Consider the following 24713-nt stretch of genomic DNA (forward strand, 5'->3'; position numbering starts at 1 on the left):
CGCGACAGCGGCAGCAAAGAGATCAAACTGGCTAATGAAAATGCCGCCTAAATTGAAGGGAATGTCTTCAATGCCGAGATCGAGGCCGTGAACCTGGGTTCCCCATATCAGCTGCGCCGCACCCTCGATGATATAGGAGAGCCCGAGCGTGGCCATAAAGAGCGTCATCGGCGATCTGTTGGTGAGAGGCCGGAGAACAACGCGCTCGATTGCAATCCCGATGGCGACCATCAATGCAAATGTGATTGCCAGCGCCAAGGCAAATGGGACAGCTCTCTCCACCAGGCTGACGAAGGTGAGTGCTGCAAAAAGGAGCATGGCCCCTTGAGCAAAATTCAATACGCCCGAAGTCTTGTAGATCAGCACAAAACCGATCGCGACGAGTGAATACATGACGCCTGATAGGAGACCGCCAATCAAAACTTCGAAGAAGAAAAGCCAATCGAACTCAAACATCAGATACCCCCGCCATCGATATTTTCGGGAGCGACGCCGAGATAGGCATCAATCACGCCCTGATCCGCTCGGATTTCTTCAGGCGTGCCATCGGCGATCTTGCGACCATAGTCGAGAACGGCAATATGGTCGCAAAGGCCCATGACCACGCCGATATCATGTTCAATGAGGATAATTGTCGTGCCGTATTGCCGGTTGGCGGCGCGAATGAATTCGCTCATTTCGGTTTTTTCAAAAGTAGTCATTCCCGCCATCGGCTCATCGAGCAGGAGAATGGCGGGCCCAGCAACCAATGCGCGGGCAAGCTCGACGCGCTTTTGCAACCCGTATGGCAATGTGCCGGCCAAGCGATCACAGCTGTGCGTCAGATCAAGAAATTCCAGTATCTGCATGGCGCGCTCGCGCGCATCCACCGTCTCTCGCCGGGATCGCCCAAGCCTTAAGGTTTGACCGATAAAACTCGAGCGCACTTTGTAAGCGCGCCCCGCGGTGACGTTATTGAGGACGCTCAGGCCCTTGAACAAAGCGAGATTCTGGAATGTGCGGGCAATCCCCAGAGGAGCCAGTTTTTGGGTTGGTACGCGCCGATAAAAATTCGACCCAATCTGTACGAGGCCACGGTTGGCGCGATAGACACCGCAGATAATGTTGATCAGCGAGCTTTTGCCTGCACCATTTGGGCCGATAATTGCCCGTATTTCGCCCGATCGTACAGTGAGGTCGATATTATCGAGCGCAACGACTCCCCCAAAGGAGAGGCTGATCCCCTCGAGACCGAGAATAGTATCCAGCTGTTGGGGCGGCCACTCGACCTGCCGCACCAGCTCGATTTCTGGGGCTGCCACCTGCTCTCGAAAGGCACCGGTGCCAGGGGCCACCTGTAGGTAGTTTATCGAATGCATTTTCTGCGTCTCTCCAGGCCCATTTCCCGTTCGATCAAACCGATACGACAGAGCGCAAAGTCCCCTTCGCAGACCGGATACGATACGGGCCACGATACAGCGCTTGGTTTGGCTGACAGAACAGGTCTGCCGGCCTTGGTCGTTGTGGATTATTCCGCCGCCACGGCCGTAACCGTTTCAGCTTCTTCCAGTTTCCGGATCAACGGAATTACATGTTTGCCAAAAAACTCGACCTCTTCCTGGAAATGCAGGAAGCCGAGCAGGATAAGATCTGCACCAGCATTCTTGAGGTCGATCACGCGTTCGGCAATCTGTTCTGGCGTGCCGATGAGATTGCTGCGGAAGCCGTCATTATATTGGACCAGATCCTCGAAAGACGACTTGGCCCAGTTCCCCTCGCCTTCCGGCGAGGCCTTACCGGCATTCTTCACCTGATCGGCAAAACCCTGCACCGCCTCCGGGTTCGCCTTGGCAATGATCTCGTCGAGCACTGTACGGGCTTCCACTTCCGTGTCGCGAGCAATCGCAAAGGCATTCACGCCAATTTTGACCGAATGGCCGTTAGCGGTAGCCTTGGCTCGGATGTCATCCACCTGCTTCCTGATTTCCACCGGCGTATTGCCGTTGGTGAAATACCAATCGGAAACACGCGCGGCCATGTCGCGTGCGGCACGCGAGGAACCGCCCTGGAAAATTTCCGGGAGCGGATCGACCGGCTTCGGCTTCATCGAGTACTCGTTAAATCGGTAGAAATCACCCTTGAACGTGAAGCTGTCCTCTGTCCAGATTCCACGCAGCGCCCGGATGAACTCCTCCGAGCGCCGATAGCGCTCGTCGTGATCAAGCCAATGCTCGCCGATCGCTACAAATTCACCACGGAACCACCCGCTGACTATATTGACTGCAACACGGCCGTTGGTGAGATGGTTGATGGTTGCTATCTGCTTCGCCGCCAACGCCGGATTCCAGGGTCCCGGCAAGAGGGCAGCAATCACTTTCAGTTTCGTCGTCGCCGCCAGCAGCGCGTGGCTGAAAGACACGGATTCATGCTGATTGTCAGCACCATAACCGGCCGTGAATCTGATCTGGCTCAGCGCGTAGTCAAAACCGTTGGCTTCGGCGATCTGGGCCAGTTTGCGATTGTAATCAATATCCCAGCTCGTGCGCTGTTCTATATTGGAAATGACCAGACCACCCGATACGTTCGGGACCCAATAGGCAAATTTAACCGGCTCTCTTTTTATCTGTGACATGTATTTCCCCTTCAAAATGAATTCAGGTTTGCGCGAGGACAATTTCCCGCTGCGGACTTGTGCAGCTGCTACCGGAATTGGCATCGGCACGACGAAACAGCTGAGCGAGTTCCGTCACCGCTCGATCGATGCGTTTCGCGACGTCGGGACTGGTCAGCTCGTGTCCAGCAAATTCGGTCTCGGTCGCATAGACCGCCGTCGGAATTGTCAGCGCATTGAAAAAGCCGAAGAGCGGACGGAGCTGGTGTTCAGTTATTAATCCATGCAGCTGCGTGCCGCCGGTGGCAGCAAGGATGACGTGTTTTCCCGTCAATGCGCGGAAGTGTACAAGATCGAACAGATGCTTGAGAGCACCGGTATAGGAGGCTCTATACACAGGCGAGCCGACGACGAGGATATCTGCCGCTTCGACGGCATCAATAATATCGCGCCCAGCCTTGTCCAGTTGATCCGCTCGCAGTGCACGGAAAAGGATCGGCGCCGCATCTGCGAGTTCAATAACATGGCCATCAATATCGAATTGCTTTCCAACTGCCGCGGTAATTGCCCGGACAAGGGATGCCGTGCGCGATGGCCGGCTGACATTGCCTGACAAACCAAGTATTTTTAAGCTCTGCACGGCGCACAATCCTCTCGACCCATTGGACTAAAGACTAAGGATTTGGCGGCCTCCGTAAAAGAAAGGCATTCCAAAATGAACGCCCGACGTGAAACGGCTGATGCGTTTATTTGGCAGCGACGATCTAAATGTATGGTTGAGGCTAAACTTGGATGTGGTCCAATTTCCGTTGGCGCGTCAGTGTAGATGCAATGTGTGGCCGATCGAACCGACGTATGAACCGCGCGAAGGTGCAGGCGCCCAAATTCGGCCCAATGGATCGTGACATCTCTGTCGACATGGCGGACACAGCACTGGCCTTAGCCCGACCGCAGGGATCCGAATGCTCTCCAGCACCCTGCGAACCACGGTCGCTCTGGGAAATCGGCTGCGATGAACCCGGCTCAGTAAGACAAGGGGGAAACGCTGATCAAGCGCTCTTACTCAGATAGTCGTGGAAGATGTTGGCTTCTTTCGCTGCACCAATAAAGGCCGAGCGCGCATCTGCAGCGCTCGCTTTCCCGTCGAGGGCGTCAAAGCACAGCTGGCGGGCCATCTTTAATTTGGGTCCGTCATGTATCGGCCATTTCATAAGCAGAAACTCGGCTGCTTGCGTGACGGAACAGATATTTATCGGCTTGCCCAAGCGCGCGGCTTCGATGGTCACTGGCGGGAATGAATTGATCATGCGCTAAAAACGTTCCTATGACATGCCGGTTTTCACGCCGCTTTGCAAGAGAGTGCTCCAGTTTCTTCACACACATATGACGCGACGGGAGATCGATCTTTATTCCGCTGCGCTCACGACGATGGACTTCTCTGCTGTCACAAAAGGCCGAACTTCACTTACGGCCTGGGTGATCCGTGCGTTGATGTGCGCGGTTGCAATTTCATAGTCCAGAAAGTCGCGATCTACAGCAAAAACACCCGTCGGCAATGTGTGTGCCATGAAGAAGCCGAAGAGCGGACGCAACTGGTGCTCGATAATCAACGCATGCCGGTCACTGCCTCCCGTGGCGGTCAGGAGAATGGGCTTGCCCTGCAAGGCCAGCGGATCGAGTAAATCGATGAGGTGCTTGAAAAGTCCCGTGTAGCTGCCCTTGTATGTCGGGGTGCCGACCACAAAAATGTCAGCCGCCAGAATTTTCTCGACAATTTGCGTTGAGGAAGCGTCAAGATCTTTGGTGGAGCGGGCCGCGCCAAGGCTGTCACCGAAATCAACCAGATCGAAAACTTCAGAAGCAAGCCCATATTGATGACTGATCCGACTGACCACGTTGGCGACAAGTGATCTGGTTTTTGATGGGCGCTGGAAATTACCGGAAAGGCCGACGACGGTCGGATTTGCCATGGGGGGATCCTTTTTGAACAAAACAGCGCACATGCCGCCGCGCAGGAAGACTAGACCAAGAGCCGTGACATGAAGAAGAAAACCAAGCCCGAACTTCGACGCTATCGGGACAAAATATTCTCAATCAGGGCATTCTTGTGGGACGACATGTGACGAGCGTTACTGATCGCTGGCCTCGAAGCGAGTGGAACCGACGGCACATGACCGGATTGAACGGGAGACCGGTTGTTAGCCGCAACTTGTCGCCCGTCAATATTGCGCTCTCGACATAAGCAATTGGCTAAGTTTCCGCGCGACTCTCTTTAGAAGGGTTCAGTCTATGGCATGGGCTTCTTCTTCCTAAGAGGAGGCGACAGTGCCTTATGAATCTCGGTCAACCTGGCACAAAGCTCGTCAAAGGTAATGATAGTGACATAGGTGAATGAGCTGCGAAGGATCTCAAACGACTTTATTAGATGGATCTCTGTCGGCGATTTTCCGGCAATGACGATGCATTGCACAGCTTGCGCATGAAGGTCGTAGCGCCCGGACTCGTCTTTGAGGTCTGGCAGGTGGCTATGCAGCTTATTGCACTGATCTAAGATCTGGTAAACTGCGCCACTTGATTCTGCCGATGGATTGAAGACGTCGGTTCCGCGGCAGGGACTTTTGGCCAGAAGATCTTGCTTGGCTTCTTAATTTCAACTAGGGCGAGATTTTCTGTCGATGCAGTCGCCATCAGAAAGTCGGTGAATTTAATCCGATGACGCTTAGGGAAGCCAAAACGCTCATGGCAACATGGCTTGAAGCCGTAATCGCCTCAGTGCTCTTGAGGGAGTAATGCCCGGTATTCCGCTACAACCAGAGGGCAAATACCGCATGCATACTCGCATAAGGGCGCAAGGACGCAAGGGCGCGGTCCGGAACTCCGTGCTCAAGTGTAGCGAACAGCCTTTTGATCGAGCCATTGTAGTCGTCGGTCGATCTCGATGGATGGGTCCGCGGTCGCCAACCGTGTCGCACGGCACTTAGTTATAAGAATGCATATCAATGATTTCAATAGGTTAGGGCTGCAGTTAAATTGAGAATTAGCACTTTATTTGATAAGCAAACGTGATTTTCAGCAGTTAATTTGAGAATCCTTGCGCCTTCATTCTCAAATTAAATGCAGCAGTTGAGCGAAACCGGCCGCATTCTTACAGTAAAGGGCAATGCGAAAATTTACCGTTCGACGTTCCACGAGGGTGTGCTCGAGGACATTCTCTATAAAACTAGCGAAACGTAGTTCGATTCAAAAATCCGTTGATCGCTCTCAATAGCCAATCGTAAATGGCAGTATAGTGACCAATATTTTCGCCAATTCGGGTCAGTCAGGGATAAATATTCGACATTTAATCCGATGGTTCGGGCGGCTTCCCAACCAATCATTTGGCCATGCGAGGGGTACCTGCCGATGTCCATGAGATCGTGGGCGATCTTAGAAAAGTTTGCACCCCGTCGTTTAAGTAGATTCTCGGCGAATAAGCGGGCACGGTCTTTGACCGCATTGAACTTCCTAACCATGGTGGGGTCGAATTTCTCGAAGGTGATGCGGTTTGCCGGATTCTCGGGTTCTTCCCTAAGATCCGCCTTCGCCGCGGCGTAGGCGTTCAAATAGTTTAACACCGAATGGTTGGTGTCATGGCCGTTACCATCCTTTAGCGAGACTTGCGGATCGATGGGTCCCAGCTCCGAGGAATCACTCATCACGATCGTGTTAGCCCCCAACACCATTAGCGTGCCGGCGCTTTTGGCAAAATCTGGCACGATGATCCGGAGTTCCCCGTCCTCGCCCACCATACTCCGCAATAAGGTGATCAGCTTTTCAGCCGCATCGACATCTCCTCCCGGTGTATGTAGCATTAGATCGATCGGCTCGCCGGGGAGGACATTGTGCAGCATATCGACGAACCCGAGCGTGTCCATCCGGTCGACAGGTGCCCTGATACCCGCTACGTAACACAAAAGCTTCGGATTCGCGGTCTCGATATCGCGAATGAGAGTCTGCCGTTGATAGCGCGCGGCATTCATTGCCGTGAACATCGGCGTCTTCTCGATTGCGCGTGGCGGCTGCGGCATTACCGGCTGCGATTGGTTGTCGGCGCTCTTACTGTATGTCATCGATCACCTTTGGCCCAAAGGATTCGGCCACCTCGAATAAAATAGTGGCAGCGCTTATTACTGTCATGGAAATCTACACTGGGAGAGATAGTCAGACGCTTGGACGGTTGTAACGTCCAAAATGGGCGTCGACTCTCGTCGACGTTGAGCATGATCCGGTGACCATATCGGCAGGGACAGTCGAACACGATCCATTTGTTTCGACCGGACGCTGCGACGAGCGCAACGCCGTTGCGCGGCAGCCGATCCGGGATCTCGTCGGCCGACTCCGCCTCGCCGACAACGCGCCAGCGTTGAAATGGCAACCATTTCCACCATACAATCTTCATGGTGTTGGCCAGAGCTGTCCGAGAAACGGCTCCTCCAACCCGGCACCCCATCTTCCCTGCGACGGGTGACAGTAATGGGTTTCGTGCGGCGTCGCCCGATTCGTCGAGATCTCGCGCTCGTGAAGACGCAGCAGGGTTTCGTTTGATCCGCCTGGCGGCCCATATCCGAGGAGCCGGTCGAGCAGTTCATTAACCGCGATCGCCGCAACTGCAGTCGTGAAGGCCACGACCGCCGGCTCGGTTTGACCCAGCGCCGGCGCATACCCTTCGTCGGCCAGCCGCTTGCGTTCTTCCGGGGTCTTCAACTCGGCCGAGGCCCGCCCCAAGTCAATCCGGTTGCGGCAAACGAGGCAGGCGCTGCCGGGGGAAAGCGCCGTCACTCGGCCATCGATCCCTTTCAGCATGCCCAAGGCGTCGCTACTGAGCAATACACCGACATCGATTATTGGAAGCAGAAAATAGGTCGAAAGGCGTGACAACACCAACCGCCCCGCATTATCGTCGGTGCAACCGAACACCAAGTCGCGCGCGGCAAGCGCTTGGGCAACCGGCTTCAGCGTAGCCATCCGACCGATGATCTGGCAATCAAGGTCGGGCGCGATGGCTTGCAAATGATCGCGCAACACCTCGATCTTAGGTCGACCAACGTCGCGTGGTGTCGAACCATAGACCCGCGTCACATTACTGGCCGACAGATCATCCGCATCGACTAACAACAGGTGACGAACACCCAGACGGACCAATTGCTCTGCGATGGCCGAGCCAGTCCCCCCTGCGCCCACAATAGCTACACGCAAATCGCCGAGGACGGTCTGGATATCAGCCCCAAACGCGCGCACATGGCGATCGAATATTGCATTGGGTGCAGATCGCGTCACCGAGTAGCTTGGCGTCAGCCGCCAGCGATCCCCGACTGTCCATATACGATCGATCGCCGAAACGCCGTCCTTTTCATGCTGAAGCGTACCGCTGAATATAAACCCGTCTCCGCGAGGCGAGGCGATCAACGTCCCGTAGTAGCCCGATCCGCTACGCAACTGGAAGAGATTAGCGATTTCCCGATCCACTTGCTCGTCATGGCGGCTCGGCATAGGCACGCTTCGGTCGCCGGGATGGGTATGAAACCAAATCGGCACTGCCCCATCTGATTCGGCGCGCCCTAGCGCGGGGACATAGCCGTCTGATCTAATCAACATATGTTGTGCCGACTGTTGAATGTAGGAGGCTGGATCTACCCAATGGATGCTTCTCGCCAGGAGCCGCACATCACCGCCGAGATCCGCTCGACGGGCGAGCAGGACGGCGGCAAATTCGAGCGGAAGTCGGGCATGATACTTGATTTCGTCAGCAATTTCGGACGGCATTACAAGGGTCGTGATCATACGACAAGCGCCCCTGCCGCGAGGTCGAGTTCCTTGCGAACAAGTGCGAGGTAGCTTTCGATCGAATCGACGCCGGCGCGCCACTGGCCTGGATTAAGGTGGCGCGACCAGCGTTGCCAAGTCCGCCCCAAATAGGCCTCATGTGCTTGTGTCGCTGCAATCGGTTGGCCATCCGCCCGCATAACCGCCGGATGAAACCACCACATGTCAGGCGGCACATCGGGATAGCCGGGCGACAGCCTCAGCAACAGATCGGCCTTGTCTTGAGTGAATCCCGATGACAGGCAGAAGTCTCGGATCGTAATGCAGATCATTCCGCCATCGACCGTGACAGTGTTACCCGGCGCACGTTCGTCAAGATGGCTTTGGTCAATCGACGGCAACACTATCGGAATCCTTCAAACACGACCGGGGTTGATCTGAGCTGGCGCTGTAAAGAAACGCAAACCATTTCGCAGTTCAACTTTGGCGTCCGCCTCGATCTTGAGGTCGGAGCCGCTCGGCACAACTTCGAACAGGTCGCGATCGAGCCCGACATCAGGTTCGGGCAGTCTGCGCAGCTCCTCACCGGTTAATACCGACTGGGGAACCTTGTAGGTTGTTCGATCAATCTTGATCTCGAAGGCCTTCGGCTTCTGGGGATCGCCGCGGTCGTCGTCCTTACGAAGAGAATCACTCATTGCTACCTCCATGATTTGATACCGTGATACCACAACACCACTTGGATTGACAAGCACAAAGATTCGGTGCATTAAATTCTAATGAAACAAGCTAAAGCCATGACAGTTCGCCTCTCGGAGGAGCAGGCTCAGGCGCTCGAAATGGTGGCGAGCGTCGAGAACCTACCGGTTTCCGACGTGATCCGCGCCGCGATTACGAAACACATCGAGACCCGCCGCCGCGATCCTGGGTTTCAGGCTGGCCTGAAGGATCGCATCTCTCAGGCAAAAAAACTTCTCGACCGGTGAAGCATATGCGGGCTAAACTTCGACCCGCTGACCGCGCCGAATTGAACTGTTAGGATAGATGGACATGAAGAAGACCATAAAACGTGTCGTCGGAGCGAGCGATGGACATGTTCTTGGCGATCGCGCCTTTGCCGCCATAACAGCTGTTGAAGGCATTCGCCTGAGCGAAACGAGCCGCGAGCGGCTGGCCTCAATGAAGACGCGCAAGCTGACGGCCGAGGAACAGCGAACGGAAGTCATTCGCGCCTACGTCGAGGCGAAATCGCGCTGATGGTGTTCGAAGGTTACGACGCCTTCGACGATCCTTATTCTTACAAGGGGACGACCACTCTCAAGAACAAACTCGGCCTCCGCGATCCTGGGCTGCTCGAATCCTTTGAACTCGAAATGACCGCTCTGCGAGCCAACGAGCCCCTGCCAGAGGGTAGGTTTGATGCCCGGCATTATTGCCGCGTCCATCATCATCTGTTTCAAGACATCTATACTTGGGCGGGGAAGTATCGAACTGTGCGCACCGCCAAGGGCGGCAATCTATTCTGCTTCCCAGAGCACATCAAATCGGCCATGGATCGTCTGTTTGTATCCTTGCGTGACAGTCGATGGCTAGAGGCAGAAGAAGCCGATGTGTTCATAGAATCGGTCGCCACCTTTCTAGCAGAGCTCAACGCAATCCATCCTTTTCGGGAGGGCAATGGTCGTTCCCAACTGGCCTTCGTCGATTTGCTTGGCGAAAGAGCGCAATTCCCCTTCGACTTTTCGCGCGTGGAACGGGACTCATTCATGCCCGCGATGGTTGCAAGCTACCACGGTAACGTAAAACCGCTCATCGCCGAACTTACCCTGTTGCTAGCTTGACGTTTGTGCAAGTCGTACGGTCTCTGCATGCCCCAAAGATTGTCTCATTCGATTTGGTTTGCGGACGCTCCTTTTTTGGCGTGGCTGTTGTCAACACCCACAACTATGGCACATCGACGCCGTCGAAGGAGCGTCCCACTCCATCAATCAACTACAGTGCGACAGCGCTGCCAGCATATGCTCGATCATGCGTAGGCCGAGCGGGAACCTAAAATTGAGCCAAACGGCGTGGGCAATCACTTCCGCTGGAAACCGGTGGCGACGATGGAGAGGTTCACGTGCAAATCTGGTCAGCACCCCCACATTCCACATTTTGATCGATGCTCCGATAAGGTCAAGGGGGTTGCCCAATCATCAGGGTCGCGATGCAGAAATTCGGGTTGTGTGGGCTTGCGCAGTCCATGGCCCCGCAAGCTCGCCCCGAAGAACATTCATGTGGCCCACTTCATCATCGACGGCAAAACCGCTGCCAATGGCGCAAAGCAGGCAGTGTCGTCCGATCCGCCCGATCAGTTGCTATGCCCGGATGCTATGCCTGAGACCTATCTCTCGGTCCATCGACAACATCGCAGTGCCTGGTCATGGGAAGTCGAATCCAGGCCGTGGGTCGAGACATTTTAAACATTAGACCCACTGACGAGATCTGGTGCGCGAGACCATCACCGACAGCTTTCATTGACAGAAGCTCACAGCAAATCCGAATGGTGTCGCTGAGCCACATCTGGATGTGAACGCAATCGTCCCTTGAGATAGTTGCGGCCAACCTCGCGGAACAATGGATTTGTTGCATCAGCGTCGATACCACCGGTCTCGTCAGCCAATTTTTCTGGAAGGTCCAATAAGGGGACGTCGGCATTCAGGTCTGCACCGAAGAAGAAGGCGACCGAAAGGCGGTCCTTACCGGATGGAGGCGTCACCACACGGTGCACAGTTGCCTTGAGATATCCATTGGACGCCAATTCCAGGATTTCACCAATATTGATGATGAAAGTGCCCGGAACGGGGGTGGCGTCGATCCACCGACCATCTTTCTCAACCTGCAACCCCCCTTGGCTGCCTTGCAAGAGGAGTGTCAGAAATCCGCTGTCCTTGTGTGCGCCGACGCCCTGGTCGCTGCCAGCCGCCTCGCGGCCCGGGTATCGAATAACTTTCAAATGCTGGTTCGGGGCGTCTCGATAGATAGGAGCAAAGACATCCTTGTCCTGCCCCAACGCCAAGGCAAATGCTTGCAGAAGCTCGATCGCGATACGCGTCAGCTCGTTTTGCCATTCGAGAAGGATGGGTTTGAAATCCGGCAAGGAGCCTGGCCACTGGTTTGGACCCTGCAAGCGCAACCATGGCTTGCCAACTGGAAGATGGGCTACAGCTTCCCGTTCCGCGCCGATATCGAACTGTTCCCGCCAGTCCGCCTGGCCTTTGGTCCGTTCCCAACCGGCACGGGTGTAGCCTCTAAAGTGCGGGGAGCGCACCATCTCCACCGCGAGTTTATCCTTTTCAGGCAACGCGAAGAATCCTCGGGCGATTGTAACGATTTTCTCCTGAAGCGCGGAGGATACTCCGTGATTGCTCAGGTAGAAAAACCCGAATGTACGCGCAGCCGCCCGCAAATCCTCAAAGAAACCATTTTGCTTCTCCGGGTCGCGGAATCTCGAAAAGTCCAATGTCGGCAAGGTCGCCTTGGAAGAGTTGTGGTCCACAAATAATCCTCATCGTCGATTTCTGGAATGACTATCGCATTTCTCCACACGCGATCCGATTATTTTGATATGGGCGACAACGGATTGGTACCGAACGCCGCCAGTTCGTAACCATGAACATTTGACCTGTAGGCAGCAACTTCAATCTGCTGGTACAGCCCGACGAAAGGGCTCGATGCCAACACTTTTCTTTGAAGATCGCGATAGATCTCGGCCCGCTTTACGCTATCGCGCTCCAGCAGCGCTGCCCGGGTTTCCCCGGTCAGCTCCGGCACATCCCATGTGTTGCGCCAGGCCAGGGTTTTATTCGTGCCTTCATCGGAATTGTCTGGATTATTTGTGAACGTGTCGGCGTTCGAGTTGGGATCCCAGTAATCTGTCCCCCAAGGTCCGATGAAGATATCGTGGGCGCGTGCGCGGTATTTCGTCAATGTCTGCTTGCCATCGCCGGGGATGATATCCAGCTTGACACCACCTTGCGCAAAAGTCTGCTGTAACGATTCCGCAATACCGGTTACAGGCTGGGTATTGCGAACATCGATGGTGACGGAAAAGCCCGCCGTCAGACCTGCCTTTGCGAGCAGTTCCTTTGCTCTGGCGACATCGAGCCTGTACGGGTTTTCGTCAAGTTCGCCCAAAATGGCCTTGGGCAGGAAGGTCTGGTGAATTTCACCGATGCCTTTGATCAGCTTGTCGCCGATCGCAGCGTAGTCAACGAGATATTTCAATGCCTCGCGTACTTCCGGCTTGGCGAGTTCGGTATTCTTCTGGTTGAGGCCCAGATAATAGATGGTTCCCTTCGGCACGCTGGTTGTGGCGATATCCTTGTCCTTGGCGACCTGTTCCAGATCGTTCGGCTCAAGATTGCGCGCAACATCGATATCGCCTTTTTCGAGCAGCAATCGCTGCGCGGCGCTTTCCTTGACGTGGCGATAGATCACGCGGTTGAGCGACGATTTCGCGCCGTAGTAATTGTCGTTGCGCTCCAGCACGACGATCTCGTTGGCGCGCCAATCGCGGACCTTCCAAGCACCTGAACCGGCGTAAGCTGTCCTCAACCAGGCATAGCCGAAATCATTGTTGACGGCATGTTCGGAGACGAGCTTCTTGTCGACAACCGAAGCGACGGTTGCCGTCAAGCAGTTCAAGACGAAGCTTGGCGCATAAGGCTGATCGACTGTGAAAACGAAGGTGGAGGAATCAATCGCCCTGGCCTTTTGAGCGACATTTCCCGCGGTCAAGCCGAACTGGGTCAGGATGAATGCCGGGCTCTTGTCGAGCTTGACGGACCGTTCGAAGGACCAGGCCACGTCATCGGCGGTTATGGGATTGCCGGAGGCGAATTCCAGGCCGGTCTTCAACTTGAACGTGTAGTTCAATCCGTCATCGGAAACGCTCCAGCTATCGGCAATGTCGGAAATGATTTTCGAAGGATCCGTGTTATCGAGGCGGACCAATCTGTCATAGGTATTTCCGGTGATCTCTCCGGACGAAACTTCAAAGGCCTCGGCAGGATCGAGCGTAATAAGCTCATCCAGCGCGAAGGCTTCGACAAGGGTATCGGCTGGCGTCCCCGCGTGGACGGGTGACTGGAATGCAAGGGCTGCGACAAGCGGCAAGGCAATTCCGGTTACGCTGTGGGATCGCTTGAACAACTGCAGTCGGAATATTGTCATCTGGACTCCTCACGTTGACCGAAAATTTTCGGGATATGCCGAGAGAAACCCTACCGCCCTAAAATAACCCTATCGAGAACTGGAAAACCAAATAGTCATTATGTACAAAAATAGATTTCTATATTGTCACAATAAAGAATGATTTATCATTTAGACTGCACACTTCATCACATCTACATTGGACTGTGTCTAATATTTATTTGAAGGAATCCAAAATGGGACTGGAAGCACCGGTACCGCCGAAGCGAACCTGCTTCTTGTCGGAGGAGCGCATCGCCTAAGTGGTCGAACCGGTGCTATTGCGTAAATTGATGATAGCCTCATGATACAGCGCGATGGTGTGGCGATAGTGGCGGGCCACTTCATCAGAGACATCGACATACCGGCCCATCTCGATTGCCCCCATGTGCGTCATCCCGCGTTCCAGGGATTCAGCCTTGCCCATAAGATCAATGATTTCTTCAGTGAGTTTCGTTATCATTTACGCTGCATCCATCATCGGCGTGAACTAATGTGGATCTCCTCCATTCCAACTGGAGTATGACAGCTGGCATCGATCAGCATCAGTCAAAAAGGTTCGATAATACCGGTTTGAGGAACAATTCTTCCTCTTCCGTCAAGTATCGTGAAAAGCTCTTGCCCCTACCCGCCTCAATCTATTTCAAGGACAAACCAGTGGCGGATTCTGCTCCCAATTTTCGGTCACTTGGACGCGCGCAGGCGGGCTTCAAGCCAGAGGCTGTAGCGCGAAGCCGAATAGCACAGGGTGAAATAAATCAGCCCGACGAAAATGTAGCTTTCGTCATAGAAACCGAGCCAGATCGGATCGTTAGCGGCGTTTTTTGCAGCGTTCAGAAGGTCAAAGATGCCTATGACCGCAACAAGCGTCGAATTGAGCACAATACCGATGGCGAGATTGACCAGAGCTGGAATGACCGCGCGAAGCGCTTGCGGCAATATGATCAGCCGGACAATGCGCCAATAGCCGAATCCTAACGCGGAGGCCGCTTCCGCCTGCCCATGCGGCACTGACTGCAGTCCCGCCCGCACAACTTCCGCCAGGTAAGCAGCGACGAAAAGAGTAAGTCCGATCTGCGCGCGGATAAGTGCTTCCGGCGAAAAGCCGAGCGGCAGCATCATTGGCACCAACAACATGGCCACGTAGAGAATGGCGATCATCGGTACCCCGCGGACAATCTCGATAAACAGGATGGACAATGTTCGCAGACCGCCCATTTTCGAGCGTCTGGCCAATGCCAGCAGAACTGCGAGCGGAAAAGCGCAGGCGAAGCCCACGACCGATATCAGCAATGTCAGCGCCAATCCGCCCCAACGGCCGGTGGGCACCCTTGGGCCGACCAGCGTTCCCGCCATGAGCATCCAGATGAGAACGACTGTTCCTATCCATAGATAGACGAGATGTCTGCTCCAGAACTTCGGCGTCCCGGTTATCACCAACAATAAAGCAAGAAGGCAAATCACGAGCGAGGGACGCCAATCAAGTTCGGGTGGATATAGGGCAAAAAGGATAAATCGCAGTTTCGCACCGATGAACGCCCAGCAAGCGCCTGTGTTCAAGGCGCAGTCCTTGGCGCTACCCGTCCAAGTGGCGTTTAGAAAGAGCCAACGAAAGAGGGATGGGACGGTCCAGAAGAGCAAGGCAACCACGAACACTGTGATCAACGTGTTGAGGGGTGTGCCGAACAGCCCATCAAGCCAGTTCTGCCAAATTTGCCGCCATTTCATTTTCGTGGCGAGGGCATCAACCGACGAATTCATCGTAGGGAAAACCCCCGGCTTTCAATGCGCTGGTTATAGCGATTCATGATTGCTGACACCGCAAGATTGAGCGTGAGGTAGGACACCACGATGATTGCAAGCGCCTCGAGGACCTGACCGCTCTGGTTGGCAGTGGTGTTGAGTACGCTGACAAGATCGGGAAAACCGATGGCGACGGCGAGGCTGGAGTTCTTTGTGAGGTCGAGATAACTCGATGTCATCAAGGGGATGATAACCCTTAGCGCTTGCGGCAAGATCACCAGCCGCATGATCTTCCCCGGCTGCAACCCGAGCGACCGCGCAGACTCCCACTGCCCTGCGGGCACGGACTGAATCCCGCTCCGGACAATTTCAGCGATCGTCGCGGAAGAATTTACCACCAGTCCGATCAGCAGCGCGGCAAATTCGGGGGTGAGGTTAAGACCACCGGTTATGTTGAAGCCGTGGAGTGCTGGAACGTCGATGTTCGCCTGCGCCCCGCTGAGGTGGAATACCAGACTGACACCCAGCAATACAAAAAAAGAAATGCTCAAAAATCCGATGGCTCCAGTCCGCTTCCCTGCCCGTAGACGTGCAAGGCAGACGACTGTAAGCACGATCGCCATAGACAGCGCGATAGCCGATGCCGGAATATCGTGGAGCTGCAGACTCGGGATCGAGATGCCGCGATTGCTCAAGTAGATCACGCCGAACGGATTGATCGCCTGTCGTGGTGCAGGAAAGGCGTGAGTGACGGCGCTCCAGAAAAACAGCTGCAGCAATAGCGGTGTGTTCCGCACGACCTCCACATACCAGCGCACCAAGCCTGCCAGGAGAAAATTGCCGGAAAGCCGCGCAATCCCAAGAGAGACGCCCAGAACCGTAGCCAGGACACATCCGGAAAGGGCGATCGCGATGGTGTTCAATAGTCCCGCTAGCACGGCTCGCGCAAATGTGTCGCTCGGCGCATAGGCGATCAAGCTTTCTCCGATCGCAAAATTGGCGCTTTGATGCAGGAAGCCGAAACCCGGTGTGATACCCAAACGATGCATGGTCTCGATCGTGTTCGATCCCATGATCCAGAATATTGCCAGCAGCCCGATAAAAACGACAAACTGTGTGACCGGATAACGGCCCCACCAGCCTAGAAAAGCGTTGAAACTGCCGGGGCCTTTCGGACCCGGCATTAATTCCTTCAGTGTTGTTGAATCCGCAGACATGCCAGGCCAAGCATCCGTCTCAGCGGAACGGCGGCGAATAAAGCAATCCGCCCTGCGTCCAGGGCTGGTTATAGCCGCGCTCGAAACCTACAGGCGATCCCTTGCCGATGGTGCGATCAAAAATCTCGCCGTAATTGCCGAGCGTCTTGACGATATTATAGGCGAACTTGGGATCGAGTCCGATGGCCTGTCCAAGCGAAGGATCGGTGCCCAGGAACCGACTGATCGCGGGATCTTCGCTGTTCAGAAATGTGTCGACATTTTCCTTGGTGATGCCGAACTCTTCAGCCTGAATGGTCGCATAAACGGTCCAGTTGACAATCTCCAGCCAGCGGTCGTCGCCAGCGGCAATTGCCGGAGCCAGCGGTTCTTTCGACAAGCGTTCCGGGAGGAGGACATAGTCATCCGGTTTTGCCAAGAGCGTGCGTCTCAAAGCGAGGTCGGAGGCGTCTTGGGTCAGGGCGTCAACACGACCAGATTCGAGCGCCTTCAAGAATTCATTGCTGTCCTCGATCGTTACCGGGGTGAATTTATGTCCAGTCTTGCGGAAGAAGTCTGCGATATTCAGCTCACCCGTTGTTCCGCTTTGCACACCGATCGTTGCCCCATCGAGCTCACTGCCCTTGGTAACGCCAAGTGACTTGTTCACCAGCAACCCCTGCCCGTCATAGAAAATAGTCGGACCAAAATGGAAGCCGAGTTTGAAGGCGCGCGTGACAGTCTGGGTAACCCCGGAAAGCAGGATATCGAACTCACCCGACTGAAGTGCGGGCAAACGCTGTTGCGGCGACGACGATGTGAATTCAACCTTGTCGGGGTCGTTGAAGACAGTGATTGCCAGAGCCCTGCCGAACTCGACAAAGAAGCCCTGCCACTTACCGTTGCTGTCGGGTGCAAAAAATCCGGGCGACGTGCCCACACCGACCTTGATTGTGCCACGCTCCTTAATCTTGTCCAGAGTCGGCCCGGCGTGAGCGGCCCCCGATAACAGGGTTGCAACGGTAATCACTCCCGCGGCAATCTTCGTCCGCCACGTATGGTGACGCCGATTTTCTATGCGCATTATCCATCTCTCCTATCGAAATATCGTTGTTGGGTCAGGTAAGACTGGATCGTGCGATCCCCCGGCTATACCCCTCTTGCTACAGTAATGACTTGCACGCGAAGCAGGAGATATCGTTTTGCAAATAGGTTTATGAGAGCGAAGTAACATGCTCAAAAAACAAGTTTTTCCAGTTTAATTTCTTGCTTTAAGAAGGATGGTCGTCGGCCAGTTCAGCCGCAAAATCAGGTACCAATAAAGCCCCACTTCAGGTGACGCAGCACACTGTCCTTAATAAGAAAAGCCGCGTCCAAATCTTGGGCGCGGCTTCTTCCGATCAAACGAAAATCAGCTGTTCGGCAGTCCGGGAGGATTGGTTGCAGCTTTGTCAATTGCCTCGGAACCGAGATTCCAGCGGTCGAGAACCTGCTTATATTTCCCGTTGGCGATGAGTTCATTGAGCGCTTCGGTGATGCCGTCGGCGGCACCGCTTCCCTTGCGCGTTGTCACGGCGACCTCCGCCGTGATCGGCCAGCCGCCGCTTACCGTGCCGACGAGCCTGGTCTTGCCATTGACCTTCGCCTTGTAGGCCTGCGTCGCATTTACGCTGAAAACGGCATCGGCACGTCCGGATTCGATAGCGAGGTATTTGACCGCCTCGTCATCGTAATATTGCACCTCGATCGGCTTCAGGCCATTGCCGACATTCTGCTTGTCCCAGGCAAGCAGGATTTTCTCCTGGTTTGTGCCCGGATCCGTAATCACTTTCAGACCAGCGATATCCTTTGGCTCCTTGATTGATTTGATGGGTCCGTCGGCTTTGACGTAGAAGCCAAGCTCATCCTTGCGATAGGTTGAGAAATCGAATTTCTCCTTGCGCTGCTCGGTGACCGTCACATTGGAAATGACGGCATCGAACTTGCCCGATTGCAAGCCAAGCGGCCAATCGGCCCAGGCGACTGGAACGAGAACAAGTTCTCGACCGAGGCTATCTGCGACCAGTTGTGCGAGATCGACATCATATCCAACCACCGTCGTGGCATCTGTTGCATAGGTGCTGAGTGGAGGATTCCCAGGGTTCAGACCAATGGTGAGCTTGCCATCGCTGATAAACTTGAAGTCTTTCGAAACGGCCTCGATCGCCTTTTCGCTTTTCTCCGCCCGGACACGATCCTTTTGCTGAGGACTTAGGTCGAAATCATCACTTGCCGTGTATCCCAGCCCTGCTGTGGCGGCAATTAAACCGCTGGCGATTGCTGATATCAGTGCTAGTCTCTTTGTCATGCTTGGCCCCTTTTCAAATGTACCGGGTGTTGATCAACGTGTAGTGGTCGTTTCCAGCCGAGTTCCGGCGCAATACGTTCGACAAAGTCGGAAAGAATCTGTTGGTATTCGTGCGGCTGGAACTCGTATGGGAGCTCAAGGCGCAACTCCGTAACTGCCGCCAAAACAGGGTCCTCTAGCAGGCGTTCAAGTATCTGTTCCGACGTGCCAACAAGGTCTTGCGGAAAGAGTATCCGCCGCTCGCCTTGCGGCTTTAGGGTCCGCTCAAAGCGGCTGGCAGCATAAGCCGCATATTTACGTCTGGTCGGTGTATCAGCGCTATCCGTCGGAACGATTACCCGGCCAATCGAGACACGTTGTTCCCAAGACAACTCCCGGTTGACGTGGTAGATGTCCAACTGACGCAACTGAGCTTCGAAAAAATCGTCCGTATCCTCGCCCGTCGTGACGTTGCTCAGCATCAGGTTGAAGCCGTTCTGGGCTGCCCAACGGCTGGAGCGCAATGAACCGCCGCCGTACCACAGGCGATTAACGAGGCCCTTCGCGCGCGGTTGCAGACGCGGGCGATGGCGTCCAAAAGGTGTTACGATCAGCGTATCCGGAGCGCCAATGAAGTCGCCGCGCAGATGGCTGGCAAAGCGCTTCACACGTTCATGCGACAGGTCATAATCTTTCCAGTCGCCGTCAAAAACCAGCGGCCCGAGAAGATCGGCATGGGCCGGAACCCCTGCGCTGACTCCGACATTCAGGCGGCCCTGCGCCAACACATCGACAGTCGAAAGATCTTCCGCCAACCGGTAGGGGCTTTCATAGCCGATTTGTATAACCGCCGTGCCTAGCTGGATATGGCGCGTGCGCTGGCTCGCGGCGGCGAGAAAAGCTCCGGCCGATGAAATTCCGTGTTCGAGGTGGCGTTGGCGGACCCAAGCACTGTCGAAGCCAAGTTCCTCCCCGAACTCGAGAAGTTTTAGGGTGCTCTCCAGTCCATCGTAAGGATTGTCATCTTTATAGTTTCCCGGCGTCAGGAAGCCGATATGGCGGATAGCACGGGGAGCCGCTGTCATGATTTTGGCAGTCCGGGAGGATTGGTGCGCGATTCACCGATTGCTTCCGGCGTCAGCTGCCAGCGTTCGAGCAATTGCTCATATTTTCCGCTGGCTATCAGCTCGTTGATTGCCGCGGTCAGGCTATTGGCTATTCCGCTTCCTTTGCGGGTGGTTATGGCAACGTCAGCAATCAAGGGCCAACCGGCGTTGACGATGCCAACCAGCTTTGTCTTTCCCTCCGTAGCGGCACGATAGGCCTGTGTCGGGTTGGGGTTGAATTCCGCGTCTGCACGACCGGATTGGAGGGCGAGAGAACTGACCGCCTCATCGTCGTAGTATTGCAGTTCGATGGGTTTCAGCCCCTTGGCGAGATTTTGCTTGTCCCACTCCAAAAGGATTTTCTCCTGGATCGTGCCCGAACTGGTGATGACCCTCAATCCGGCCACGTCTTTCGGTTTTTTGATCGAGATTAATGGACTGTCAGATTTGACATAGAAGCCGTGCACGCCCTGCCGGTAGGTCGAAAAATCAAACTTCTCTTTCCGCTGCTCGGTGACCCCAACGTTCGAGATCACCGCGTCAAATTTTCTTGACTGCAGGCCGAGCGGCCAATCGGCCCAAGCGACCGGAACGAGTTCCAGCTTCCGGCCGAGGATATCGGCTACCAGAAGAGCAAGGTCCGGATCAAAGCCGACGACCGTCTGTGCATCCGTCGCATATGCTGCGAGTGGCGGGTTGTCGACGGCAATACCGACGGTAAAGGCGTTGGCCTCCACGAACTCGAACGAGTGCGGTACCGAAGCAATTATCTTTTCCTCTTTTTCGGCGCGAATACGCCGCGGTTGCTCAGGACTGAGATCGAATGCCCGGGCTGGAACAGCAAATGCCGGAATGGCAATGACAACAGTCAGTACGGCCGCCCGGAACAATTTCCAATTATTTCGCAAATTCGGATCCTTGCTCACAGAACTTTGGCCAAAAACTCGGCAGTCCGGGCGTTTGCGGGGCGGTTCAGGATCTGATCGGGCGATCCTGTTTCAATGATCTTCCCGGCATCCATGAAGATGACAGTGTCGGCAACTTCGCGGGCAAAACCGATTTCATGTGTCACAATGATCAGTGTCGTGCCGGAGCGCGCGAGCTCCTTGATGACATCCAGAACCTCGCCTACGAGCTCGGGATCGAGTGCCGATGTCGGCTCGTCAAACAACAGGACTTTGGGACGAAGCGCGAGCGCTCGTGCAATGGCAACGCGCTGTTGCTGGCCGCCAGAAAGCTGCCGGGGATAGGTGTTGATCTTGTCGCCGAGGCCGACACGGGTGAGCAGGTCGCTTGCTAGGTTGATGGCTGCGGGACGGCTCAGCCGCTTCAGCGAAACCGGTGCTTCTATGATATTCTCAAGCACAGTCAGATGAGGAAAGAGGTTGAAACTCTGGAACACCATTCCGACTTCGGCGCGGCGCTTCAGGATGTCTTTCTCCTTCAGCTCATAGAGTGTCCTGCCACTCTTGCGGTATCCGACCAGCTCACCGTCGACAGTGATAAAACCATCATCCACACGCTCAAGATGATTGATGGTACGCAGGAGAGTGGATTTGCCCGAGCCTGATGGACCGAGAATTGCCATGACGCTTCCGGCTTTGATATCGAGGCGGATATTGTCCAGAACCTTCAATTGTCCAAAGCTTTTTGACACGCCGTGGATTTTCACCGATCCCGGTGCGCGCCATTGCCCGAATGTCTCCCTTTGCGCGCCGATCTTCGGTACTGCCGCAAGCTGGCCGTGCGAACTGATCGGGGAGGCAAGCGCGATTTGCGGCCGCGCCAGGATCGGTGCACCGAACAGACGGCGCAGCGTAGGGCCAAACTGCGAGACCGGCGCATTGCGCAGCGCGCCTTTGGCAAAATAGCGCTCGATATAATATTGCCCGACGGAAAGGACCGTCATGATGATCAGGTACCAGACGGTCGCGACCATGAGCAACGGCACAACCTCAAGGTTGCGGCGATAGATCACTTGCACCGTATAGAAGAGTTCCGGCAGAGCGAGCACGTAGACCATAGACGTGCCCTTGGCCAAACTGATGATCTCGTTGAACCCTGTCGGCAGAATCGTGCGCATCGCCTGAGGAAGGACGATCCGGAAGGCCTGCCGCCTGCGTGGGAGACCGAGAGCCGCCGCTGCCTCGAGCTGACCCGGGTCGACCGACAGGATCCCACCCCGGATGATTTCCGAAGAAAAGGCTGCCTGGTTAAGGCTGAGTCCTATCAGGGCTGCCGCAAAGGGGCTCAAGATCGAAATCGTCGGATATTCGGCGAAGAGAATATCCGTGTAGGGAACACCGATCCGGACGGTCGCGTAAAGGTAGCCGAGGTTATTGAGTATCAATAGCAGGACGATAAGCGGGATGGAGCGAAGCAGCCAGATATAGGCCCAGGAAAGCCCGCCCAGCAGCGGCGATTTCGAAACCCGGGCCAGAGCCAGAGCCGTGCCAAGCGCGAAGCCAAGCACGGTCGCCAAAGCGGTCAGAAGGAGGGTTCGGGCGAGGCCAGCCAAGACGGGCGCGGCAAAAAACCACTCGGCAAAAACGCTCCAGCCCCACTTCGGGTTAGTGAGTATAGACTGCAACGTGACGACAATGACGAATGCTGCAAAAAGTGTTCCAAAGAAACGCGCGGGGTACTTTGCCTTGACGATCCTGTGGTGCGTGTAGTCCTCACCTCCGCTGGAAGATTGCGGCAGAGAACGAACATCGGAATAATCTGTCGCAATCGCCATGTTGTTGGATCCTCTTCGCAATACCTGTCATCGAGCTACCCCGAATGGTTTGATACTCTCAGGGATGTAATTTTACTCGACTGATTTAGTAGTGTTTAGACGAAACAGTCAAAGATGGATGCTGCGTATCAAGGGGTTTATCGGAAGCATTGTTGCAAAAATTACTGTTTCTTGAGTATTAAATCCCATGGCGTGTTTGGCGCCAGGATTGCGGTATTTTGCTCCGTTCAAGCCGCATGGGTTGAAAGCTTACCGGCTTCTCCGGCCTGCGAAGGAGTTTGGGCTGCAAGGTGGCTGATGTCTTTTTCGAAGGCCAGATGGCCATAGACTTCCGGATCAACATTGACGTCAAAGAGCGCGGTATACCCCGAACGCAAATAGAGCTGGGTCGCCTCCGGCTGCCTGAATCCGGTGGTCAGATATATGCGGGAATATCCTTGGCGTGCTGCCTGCGCCTCCAGCTCATAAACAACCTTCCGCGCCAGTCCCTGCTGGCGCAAATCAGCATGGGTCCAGATGCGCTTCAGTTCGGCTGTTCGCTCATCATAGCGCTTGAACGCGCCGCCGCCGATGGTCAATCCGTCACGCAACAGCAGGAGGAATGAGCCGTGTGGCGGCGCAAAATATTCGGCTGGATAACGGCTCAGTTCATTGCGTGCCGGTTCGCCGAAGTAGTTGCCGTAACGACTGTCATATTCTTCAATCAGCGCTTCGATAAGGGGGCTTGCCCTTTTGTCATGGGAAGTGGTGTAGACGAAAACATCAGTCATCATTGTCTCGTTTCCTTTCACAAGTCAGGATGGATTCTTGGCAAGATATTCTTCTGCCAGCTTGACCCAGTAGCGGGACGCCGGGGCGATGATCTCGTCATTGAAGTCATAGCGCGAGCTGTGCAGTGGGGCGCTGTCGCCATTGCCTATGAAGAGATAACTGCCAGGCAACGCTTCCAGCATGAAGGCGAAATCCTCACTTGCGGAAATCGGCCGGAAATTGTTCTCAACTCTCTCCTCGCCAAAGTGGGTGACGGCGACCTGACGTGCGAATTCCGTCTCTCCGGGGTGGTTGACGAGCACCGGATATCCTCTCGGATAGTCGATTTCGGCGGTCGCTCCATAGCTCTGCGCCTGTGCCTTGGCCAGGTTCGTGATGCGTTGTTTGATCTTTTCACGTACGTTGGCGCGAAAGGACCGGACCGTCAGTTCGAGTTCGACACTATCGGGAATGACGTTCGGTGCGATGCCCGCATGAATGGTGCCAACAGTGATGACGGCCGCATCCAGCGGATCGATGTTGCGTGCCACGATGCTCTGCAGCGCCATGATCAGGGAAGCACTGGCGACAACCGGATCGACCGTTTCCTGCGGACGCGCTCCGTGACCACCCTTGCCCACGATACGGATCGTCACCTTGTCAACAGAGGCCATGGCGGGACCTGAAATAAAGCCGAATTGCCCCGTTGCTACGCCAGGCCAGTTGTGCAGGCCAAAGACTGCGTCGCAGGGGAAACGCTCGAACAGGCCATCCCTGATCATGCGGCGAGCACCAGCGCCGCCCTCTTCCGCCGGCTGGAAGATGAGATTGAGAGTGCCGGTGAAATCTCGCGTGTCGGCGAGATAGCGGGCGCTGTTCAGAAGGATGGTGGTATGGCCGTCATGGCCGCAGGCGTGCATCTGTCCCGGGGTGCCGCTGGCATAAGACAGGCCAGTCGTCTCAGTTATCGGCAGAGCGTCCATATCAGCCCGAATGCCAAGGCGTTTCTGGCCTTTTCCGTTCTGCATCGTACCAACCACGCCAGTACCGCCTATGCCTGTGGCAACCTCATATCCCCAGGAGCTGAGCTTGTCGGCAACGATCCGGCTGGTCCGATGTTCATTATAGCCGAGCTCCGGGTGGACATGAAGATCGCGTCGAAGTGCGATCGCCTCATCGAGAAATCGGTCTAGGCCCGCCGCGACTTTGTCCGGATGATGCGTCATCG

General features: G+C 55.2%; 27 protein-coding genes and 1 pseudogene. 4 read left to right on the top strand and 24 right to left on the bottom strand.

Annotated elements, in window-relative coordinates:
- The 12 genes from LB462_RS15120 to LB462_RS15175 form a co-directional block, all read right to left on the bottom strand.
- Window positions 1-456: branched-chain amino acid ABC transporter permease (locus tag LB462_RS15120; protein ID WP_370637180.1), on the bottom strand; the 456-nt coding region annotated here is incomplete at its 3' end.
- The gene (locus LB462_RS15125; RefSeq protein WP_224509344.1) at window positions 456-1358 is read right to left on the bottom strand and encodes an ABC transporter ATP-binding protein; all 903 of its coding nucleotides are present in this window, start codon (window positions 1356-1358) and stop codon (window positions 456-458) included. The genes LB462_RS15125 and LB462_RS15120, both read right to left, overlap by 1 nt.
- A gap of 149 nt (window positions 1359-1507) precedes the next feature.
- Window positions 1508-2611 (bottom strand): dimethylsulfone monooxygenase SfnG, encoded by a 1104-nt coding sequence (gene sfnG, locus LB462_RS15130; protein WP_224509347.1) that lies wholly within the window; start codon window positions 2609-2611, stop codon window positions 1508-1510.
- A gap of 22 nt (window positions 2612-2633) precedes the next feature.
- The gene (gene msuE / locus LB462_RS15135; RefSeq protein ID WP_224509350.1) at window positions 2634-3230 is read right to left on the bottom strand and encodes an FMN reductase; all 597 of its coding nucleotides are present in this window, start codon (window positions 3228-3230) and stop codon (window positions 2634-2636) included.
- Window positions 3231-3639: 409 nt separating this feature from the next.
- A complete protein-coding gene (locus LB462_RS15140) occupies window positions 3640-3897 on the bottom strand; it encodes a DUF982 domain-containing protein (protein WP_224509353.1) in 258 nt (85 codons plus the stop codon).
- Between the two features lie 99 nt (window positions 3898-3996).
- Complete coding sequence (msuE, locus tag LB462_RS15145; RefSeq protein ID WP_224509358.1) at window positions 3997-4560, bottom strand: FMN reductase; 564 nt, start codon at window positions 4558-4560, stop codon at window positions 3997-3999.
- Between the two features lie 317 nt (window positions 4561-4877).
- Window positions 4878-5216 (bottom strand): Shedu anti-phage system protein SduA domain-containing protein, encoded by a 339-nt coding sequence (locus LB462_RS15150; protein ID WP_224509921.1) that lies wholly within the window; start codon window positions 5214-5216, stop codon window positions 4878-4880.
- Between the two features lie 586 nt (window positions 5217-5802).
- Entirely contained in the window at window positions 5803-6699 is an 897-nt protein-coding gene (locus tag LB462_RS15155) for an SDH family Clp fold serine proteinase (RefSeq protein WP_224509360.1), read from the bottom strand.
- Window positions 6696-7079 (bottom strand): ubiquitination-like system serine protease family protein, encoded by a 384-nt coding sequence (locus LB462_RS31535; RefSeq protein ID WP_370637182.1) that lies wholly within the window; start codon window positions 7077-7079, stop codon window positions 6696-6698. Before LB462_RS31535 ends, LB462_RS15155 begins: the two co-directional genes overlap by 4 nt.
- Window positions 7025-8410 carry a ThiF family adenylyltransferase gene (locus tag LB462_RS15165; protein ID WP_224509364.1) on the bottom strand — a complete coding sequence of 462 codons (1386 nt, stop codon included), beginning with the start codon at window positions 8408-8410 and terminating at the stop codon, window positions 7025-7027. Before LB462_RS15165 ends, LB462_RS31535 begins: the two co-directional genes overlap by 55 nt.
- A complete protein-coding gene (locus LB462_RS15170) occupies window positions 8407-8796 on the bottom strand; it encodes an E2/UBC family protein (RefSeq protein WP_224509366.1) in 390 nt (129 codons plus the stop codon). The genes LB462_RS15165 and LB462_RS15170 overlap by 4 nt, the downstream gene beginning before the upstream one ends.
- Window positions 8797-8808: 12 nt before the next feature.
- On the bottom strand, window positions 8809-9090 hold the full coding sequence (locus LB462_RS15175; RefSeq protein WP_224509368.1) for a multiubiquitin domain-containing protein: 282 nt from the start codon (window positions 9088-9090) through the stop codon (window positions 8809-8811).
- Window positions 9091-9189: 99 nt separating this feature from the next.
- On the opposite strand from LB462_RS15175, the gene LB462_RS15180 reads away from it, so the two are divergent.
- From LB462_RS15180 to LB462_RS15195, 4 genes and pseudogenes are all read left to right on the top strand, one after another.
- Window positions 9190-9378, top strand: coding sequence for a DUF6290 family protein (locus LB462_RS15180; RefSeq protein ID WP_224509369.1), 189 nt, complete (start codon window positions 9190-9192; stop codon window positions 9376-9378).
- A 64-nt stretch (window positions 9379-9442) separates the two neighbouring features.
- Window positions 9443-9649 (top strand): hypothetical protein, encoded by a 207-nt coding sequence (locus LB462_RS15185; RefSeq protein WP_224509372.1) that lies wholly within the window; start codon window positions 9443-9445, stop codon window positions 9647-9649.
- A complete protein-coding gene (locus tag LB462_RS15190) occupies window positions 9649-10233 on the top strand; it encodes a Fic/DOC family protein (protein WP_224509375.1) in 585 nt (194 codons plus the stop codon). The genes LB462_RS15185 and LB462_RS15190 overlap by 1 nt, the downstream gene beginning before the upstream one ends.
- A gap of 312 nt (window positions 10234-10545) precedes the next feature.
- Window positions 10546-10854 (top strand): annotated as a pseudogene (locus LB462_RS15195) (Rossmann-fold NAD(P)-binding domain-containing protein); the annotation flags it as partial.
- Window positions 10855-10919: 65 nt separating this feature from the next.
- Here LB462_RS15195 and LB462_RS15200 read toward each other — a convergent pair.
- The 12 genes from LB462_RS15200 to LB462_RS15260 all read right to left on the bottom strand — a co-directional run bounded on the left by LB462_RS15200 (window position 10920) and on the right by LB462_RS15260 (window position 24711).
- Window positions 10920-11930 (bottom strand): isopenicillin N synthase family dioxygenase, encoded by a 1011-nt coding sequence (locus LB462_RS15200; protein WP_370637183.1) that lies wholly within the window; start codon window positions 11928-11930, stop codon window positions 10920-10922.
- Between the two features lie 59 nt (window positions 11931-11989).
- Window positions 11990-13606 carry an ABC transporter substrate-binding protein gene (locus LB462_RS15205; RefSeq protein WP_224509380.1) on the bottom strand — a complete coding sequence of 539 codons (1617 nt, stop codon included), beginning with the start codon at window positions 13604-13606 and terminating at the stop codon, window positions 11990-11992.
- A gap of 277 nt (window positions 13607-13883) precedes the next feature.
- Window positions 13884-14087, bottom strand: a complete 204-nt coding sequence (locus LB462_RS15210; RefSeq protein WP_224509384.1) for a hypothetical protein — start codon at window positions 14085-14087, stop codon at window positions 13884-13886.
- A gap of 221 nt (window positions 14088-14308) precedes the next feature.
- On the bottom strand, window positions 14309-15385 hold the full coding sequence (locus LB462_RS15215) for an amino acid ABC transporter permease (RefSeq protein WP_224509387.1): 1077 nt from the start codon (window positions 15383-15385) through the stop codon (window positions 14309-14311).
- Entirely contained in the window at window positions 15382-16551 is a 1170-nt protein-coding gene (locus LB462_RS15220; protein ID WP_224509391.1) for an amino acid ABC transporter permease, read from the bottom strand. The genes LB462_RS15215 and LB462_RS15220 overlap by 4 nt, the downstream gene beginning before the upstream one ends.
- 52 nt (window positions 16552-16603) lie before the next feature.
- The gene (locus LB462_RS15225; protein WP_224509393.1) at window positions 16604-17647 is read right to left on the bottom strand and encodes an amino acid ABC transporter substrate-binding protein; all 1044 of its coding nucleotides are present in this window, start codon (window positions 17645-17647) and stop codon (window positions 16604-16606) included.
- Between the two features lie 327 nt (window positions 17648-17974).
- On the bottom strand, window positions 17975-18910 hold the full coding sequence (locus LB462_RS15230) for an ABC transporter substrate-binding protein (RefSeq protein ID WP_224509396.1): 936 nt from the start codon (window positions 18908-18910) through the stop codon (window positions 17975-17977).
- Window positions 18907-19974, bottom strand: a complete 1068-nt coding sequence (locus tag LB462_RS15235) for an LLM class flavin-dependent oxidoreductase (RefSeq protein WP_224509399.1) — start codon at window positions 19972-19974, stop codon at window positions 18907-18909. The genes LB462_RS15230 and LB462_RS15235 overlap by 4 nt, the downstream gene beginning before the upstream one ends.
- Window positions 19971-20867 (bottom strand): ABC transporter substrate-binding protein, encoded by an 897-nt coding sequence (locus tag LB462_RS15240; RefSeq protein WP_224509928.1) that lies wholly within the window; start codon window positions 20865-20867, stop codon window positions 19971-19973. The genes LB462_RS15235 and LB462_RS15240 overlap by 4 nt, the downstream gene beginning before the upstream one ends.
- A 50-nt stretch (window positions 20868-20917) precedes the next feature.
- Complete coding sequence (locus LB462_RS31340) at window positions 20918-22735, bottom strand: amino acid ABC transporter permease/ATP-binding protein (RefSeq protein WP_304610448.1); 1818 nt, start codon at window positions 22733-22735, stop codon at window positions 20918-20920.
- Window positions 22736-22962: 227 nt separating this feature from the next.
- A complete protein-coding gene (locus LB462_RS15255; protein WP_224509934.1) occupies window positions 22963-23505 on the bottom strand; it encodes a GNAT family N-acetyltransferase in 543 nt (180 codons plus the stop codon).
- Window positions 23506-23529: 24 nt separating this feature from the next.
- Window positions 23530-24711, bottom strand: coding sequence for a M20 aminoacylase family protein (locus LB462_RS15260; RefSeq protein ID WP_224509402.1), 1182 nt, complete (start codon window positions 24709-24711; stop codon window positions 23530-23532).
- Window positions 24712-24713 lie beyond the last annotated feature (2 nt).

The organism is Phyllobacterium chamaecytisi, from assembly GCF_020164455.1.
Classification (GTDB): domain Bacteria; phylum Pseudomonadota; class Alphaproteobacteria; order Rhizobiales; family Rhizobiaceae; genus Phyllobacterium; species Phyllobacterium chamaecytisi.

Coding starts and splice junctions, on each gene's coding strand:
- LB462_RS15125 (WP_224509344.1), bottom strand. CDS start 1,358: ATGCATTCGATAAACTACCTACAGGTGGCCCCTGGCACCGGTGCCTTT.
- sfnG (WP_224509347.1), bottom strand. CDS start 2,611: ATGTCACAGATAAAAAGAGAGCCGGTTAAATTTGCCTATTGGGTCCCG.
- LB462_RS15140 (WP_224509353.1), bottom strand. CDS start 3,897: ATGATCAATTCATTCCCGCCAGTGACCATCGAAGCCGCGCGCTTGGGC.
- msuE (WP_224509358.1), bottom strand. CDS start 4,560: ATGGCAAATCCGACCGTCGTCGGCCTTTCCGGTAATTTCCAGCGCCCA.
- LB462_RS15155 (WP_224509360.1), bottom strand. CDS start 6,699: ATGACATACAGTAAGAGCGCCGACAACCAATCGCAGCCGGTAATGCCG.
- LB462_RS31535 (WP_370637182.1), bottom strand. CDS start 7,079: ATGGGGTGCCGGGTTGGAGGAGCCGTTTCTCGGACAGCTCTGGCCAAC.
- LB462_RS15165 (WP_224509364.1), bottom strand. CDS start 8,410: ATGATCACGACCCTTGTAATGCCGTCCGAAATTGCTGACGAAATCAAG.
- LB462_RS15175 (WP_224509368.1), bottom strand. CDS start 9,090: ATGAGTGATTCTCTTCGTAAGGACGACGACCGCGGCGATCCCCAGAAG.
- LB462_RS15180 (WP_224509369.1), top strand. CDS start 9,190: ATGACAGTTCGCCTCTCGGAGGAGCAGGCTCAGGCGCTCGAAATGGTG.
- LB462_RS15185 (WP_224509372.1), top strand. CDS start 9,443: ATGAAGAAGACCATAAAACGTGTCGTCGGAGCGAGCGATGGACATGTT.
- LB462_RS15190 (WP_224509375.1), top strand. CDS start 9,649: ATGGTGTTCGAAGGTTACGACGCCTTCGACGATCCTTATTCTTACAAG.
- LB462_RS15205 (WP_224509380.1), bottom strand. CDS start 13,606: ATGACAATATTCCGACTGCAGTTGTTCAAGCGATCCCACAGCGTAACC.
- LB462_RS15210 (WP_224509384.1), bottom strand. CDS start 14,087: ATGATAACGAAACTCACTGAAGAAATCATTGATCTTATGGGCAAGGCT.
- LB462_RS15215 (WP_224509387.1), bottom strand. CDS start 15,385: ATGAATTCGTCGGTTGATGCCCTCGCCACGAAAATGAAATGGCGGCAA.
- LB462_RS15220 (WP_224509391.1), bottom strand. CDS start 16,551: ATGCCGGGTCCGAAAGGCCCCGGCAGTTTCAACGCTTTTCTAGGCTGG.
- LB462_RS15225 (WP_224509393.1), bottom strand. CDS start 17,647: ATGCGCATAGAAAATCGGCGTCACCATACGTGGCGGACGAAGATTGCC.
- LB462_RS15230 (WP_224509396.1), bottom strand. CDS start 18,910: ATGACAAAGAGACTAGCACTGATATCAGCAATCGCCAGCGGTTTAATT.
- LB462_RS15235 (WP_224509399.1), bottom strand. CDS start 19,974: ATGACAGCGGCTCCCCGTGCTATCCGCCATATCGGCTTCCTGACGCCG.
- LB462_RS31340 (WP_304610448.1), bottom strand. CDS start 22,735: ATGGCGATTGCGACAGATTATTCCGATGTTCGTTCTCTGCCGCAATCT.
- LB462_RS15255 (WP_224509934.1), bottom strand. CDS start 23,505: ATGACTGATGTTTTCGTCTACACCACTTCCCATGACAAAAGGGCAAGC.
- LB462_RS15260 (WP_224509402.1), bottom strand. CDS start 24,711: ATGACGCATCATCCGGACAAAGTCGCGGCGGGCCTAGACCGATTTCTC.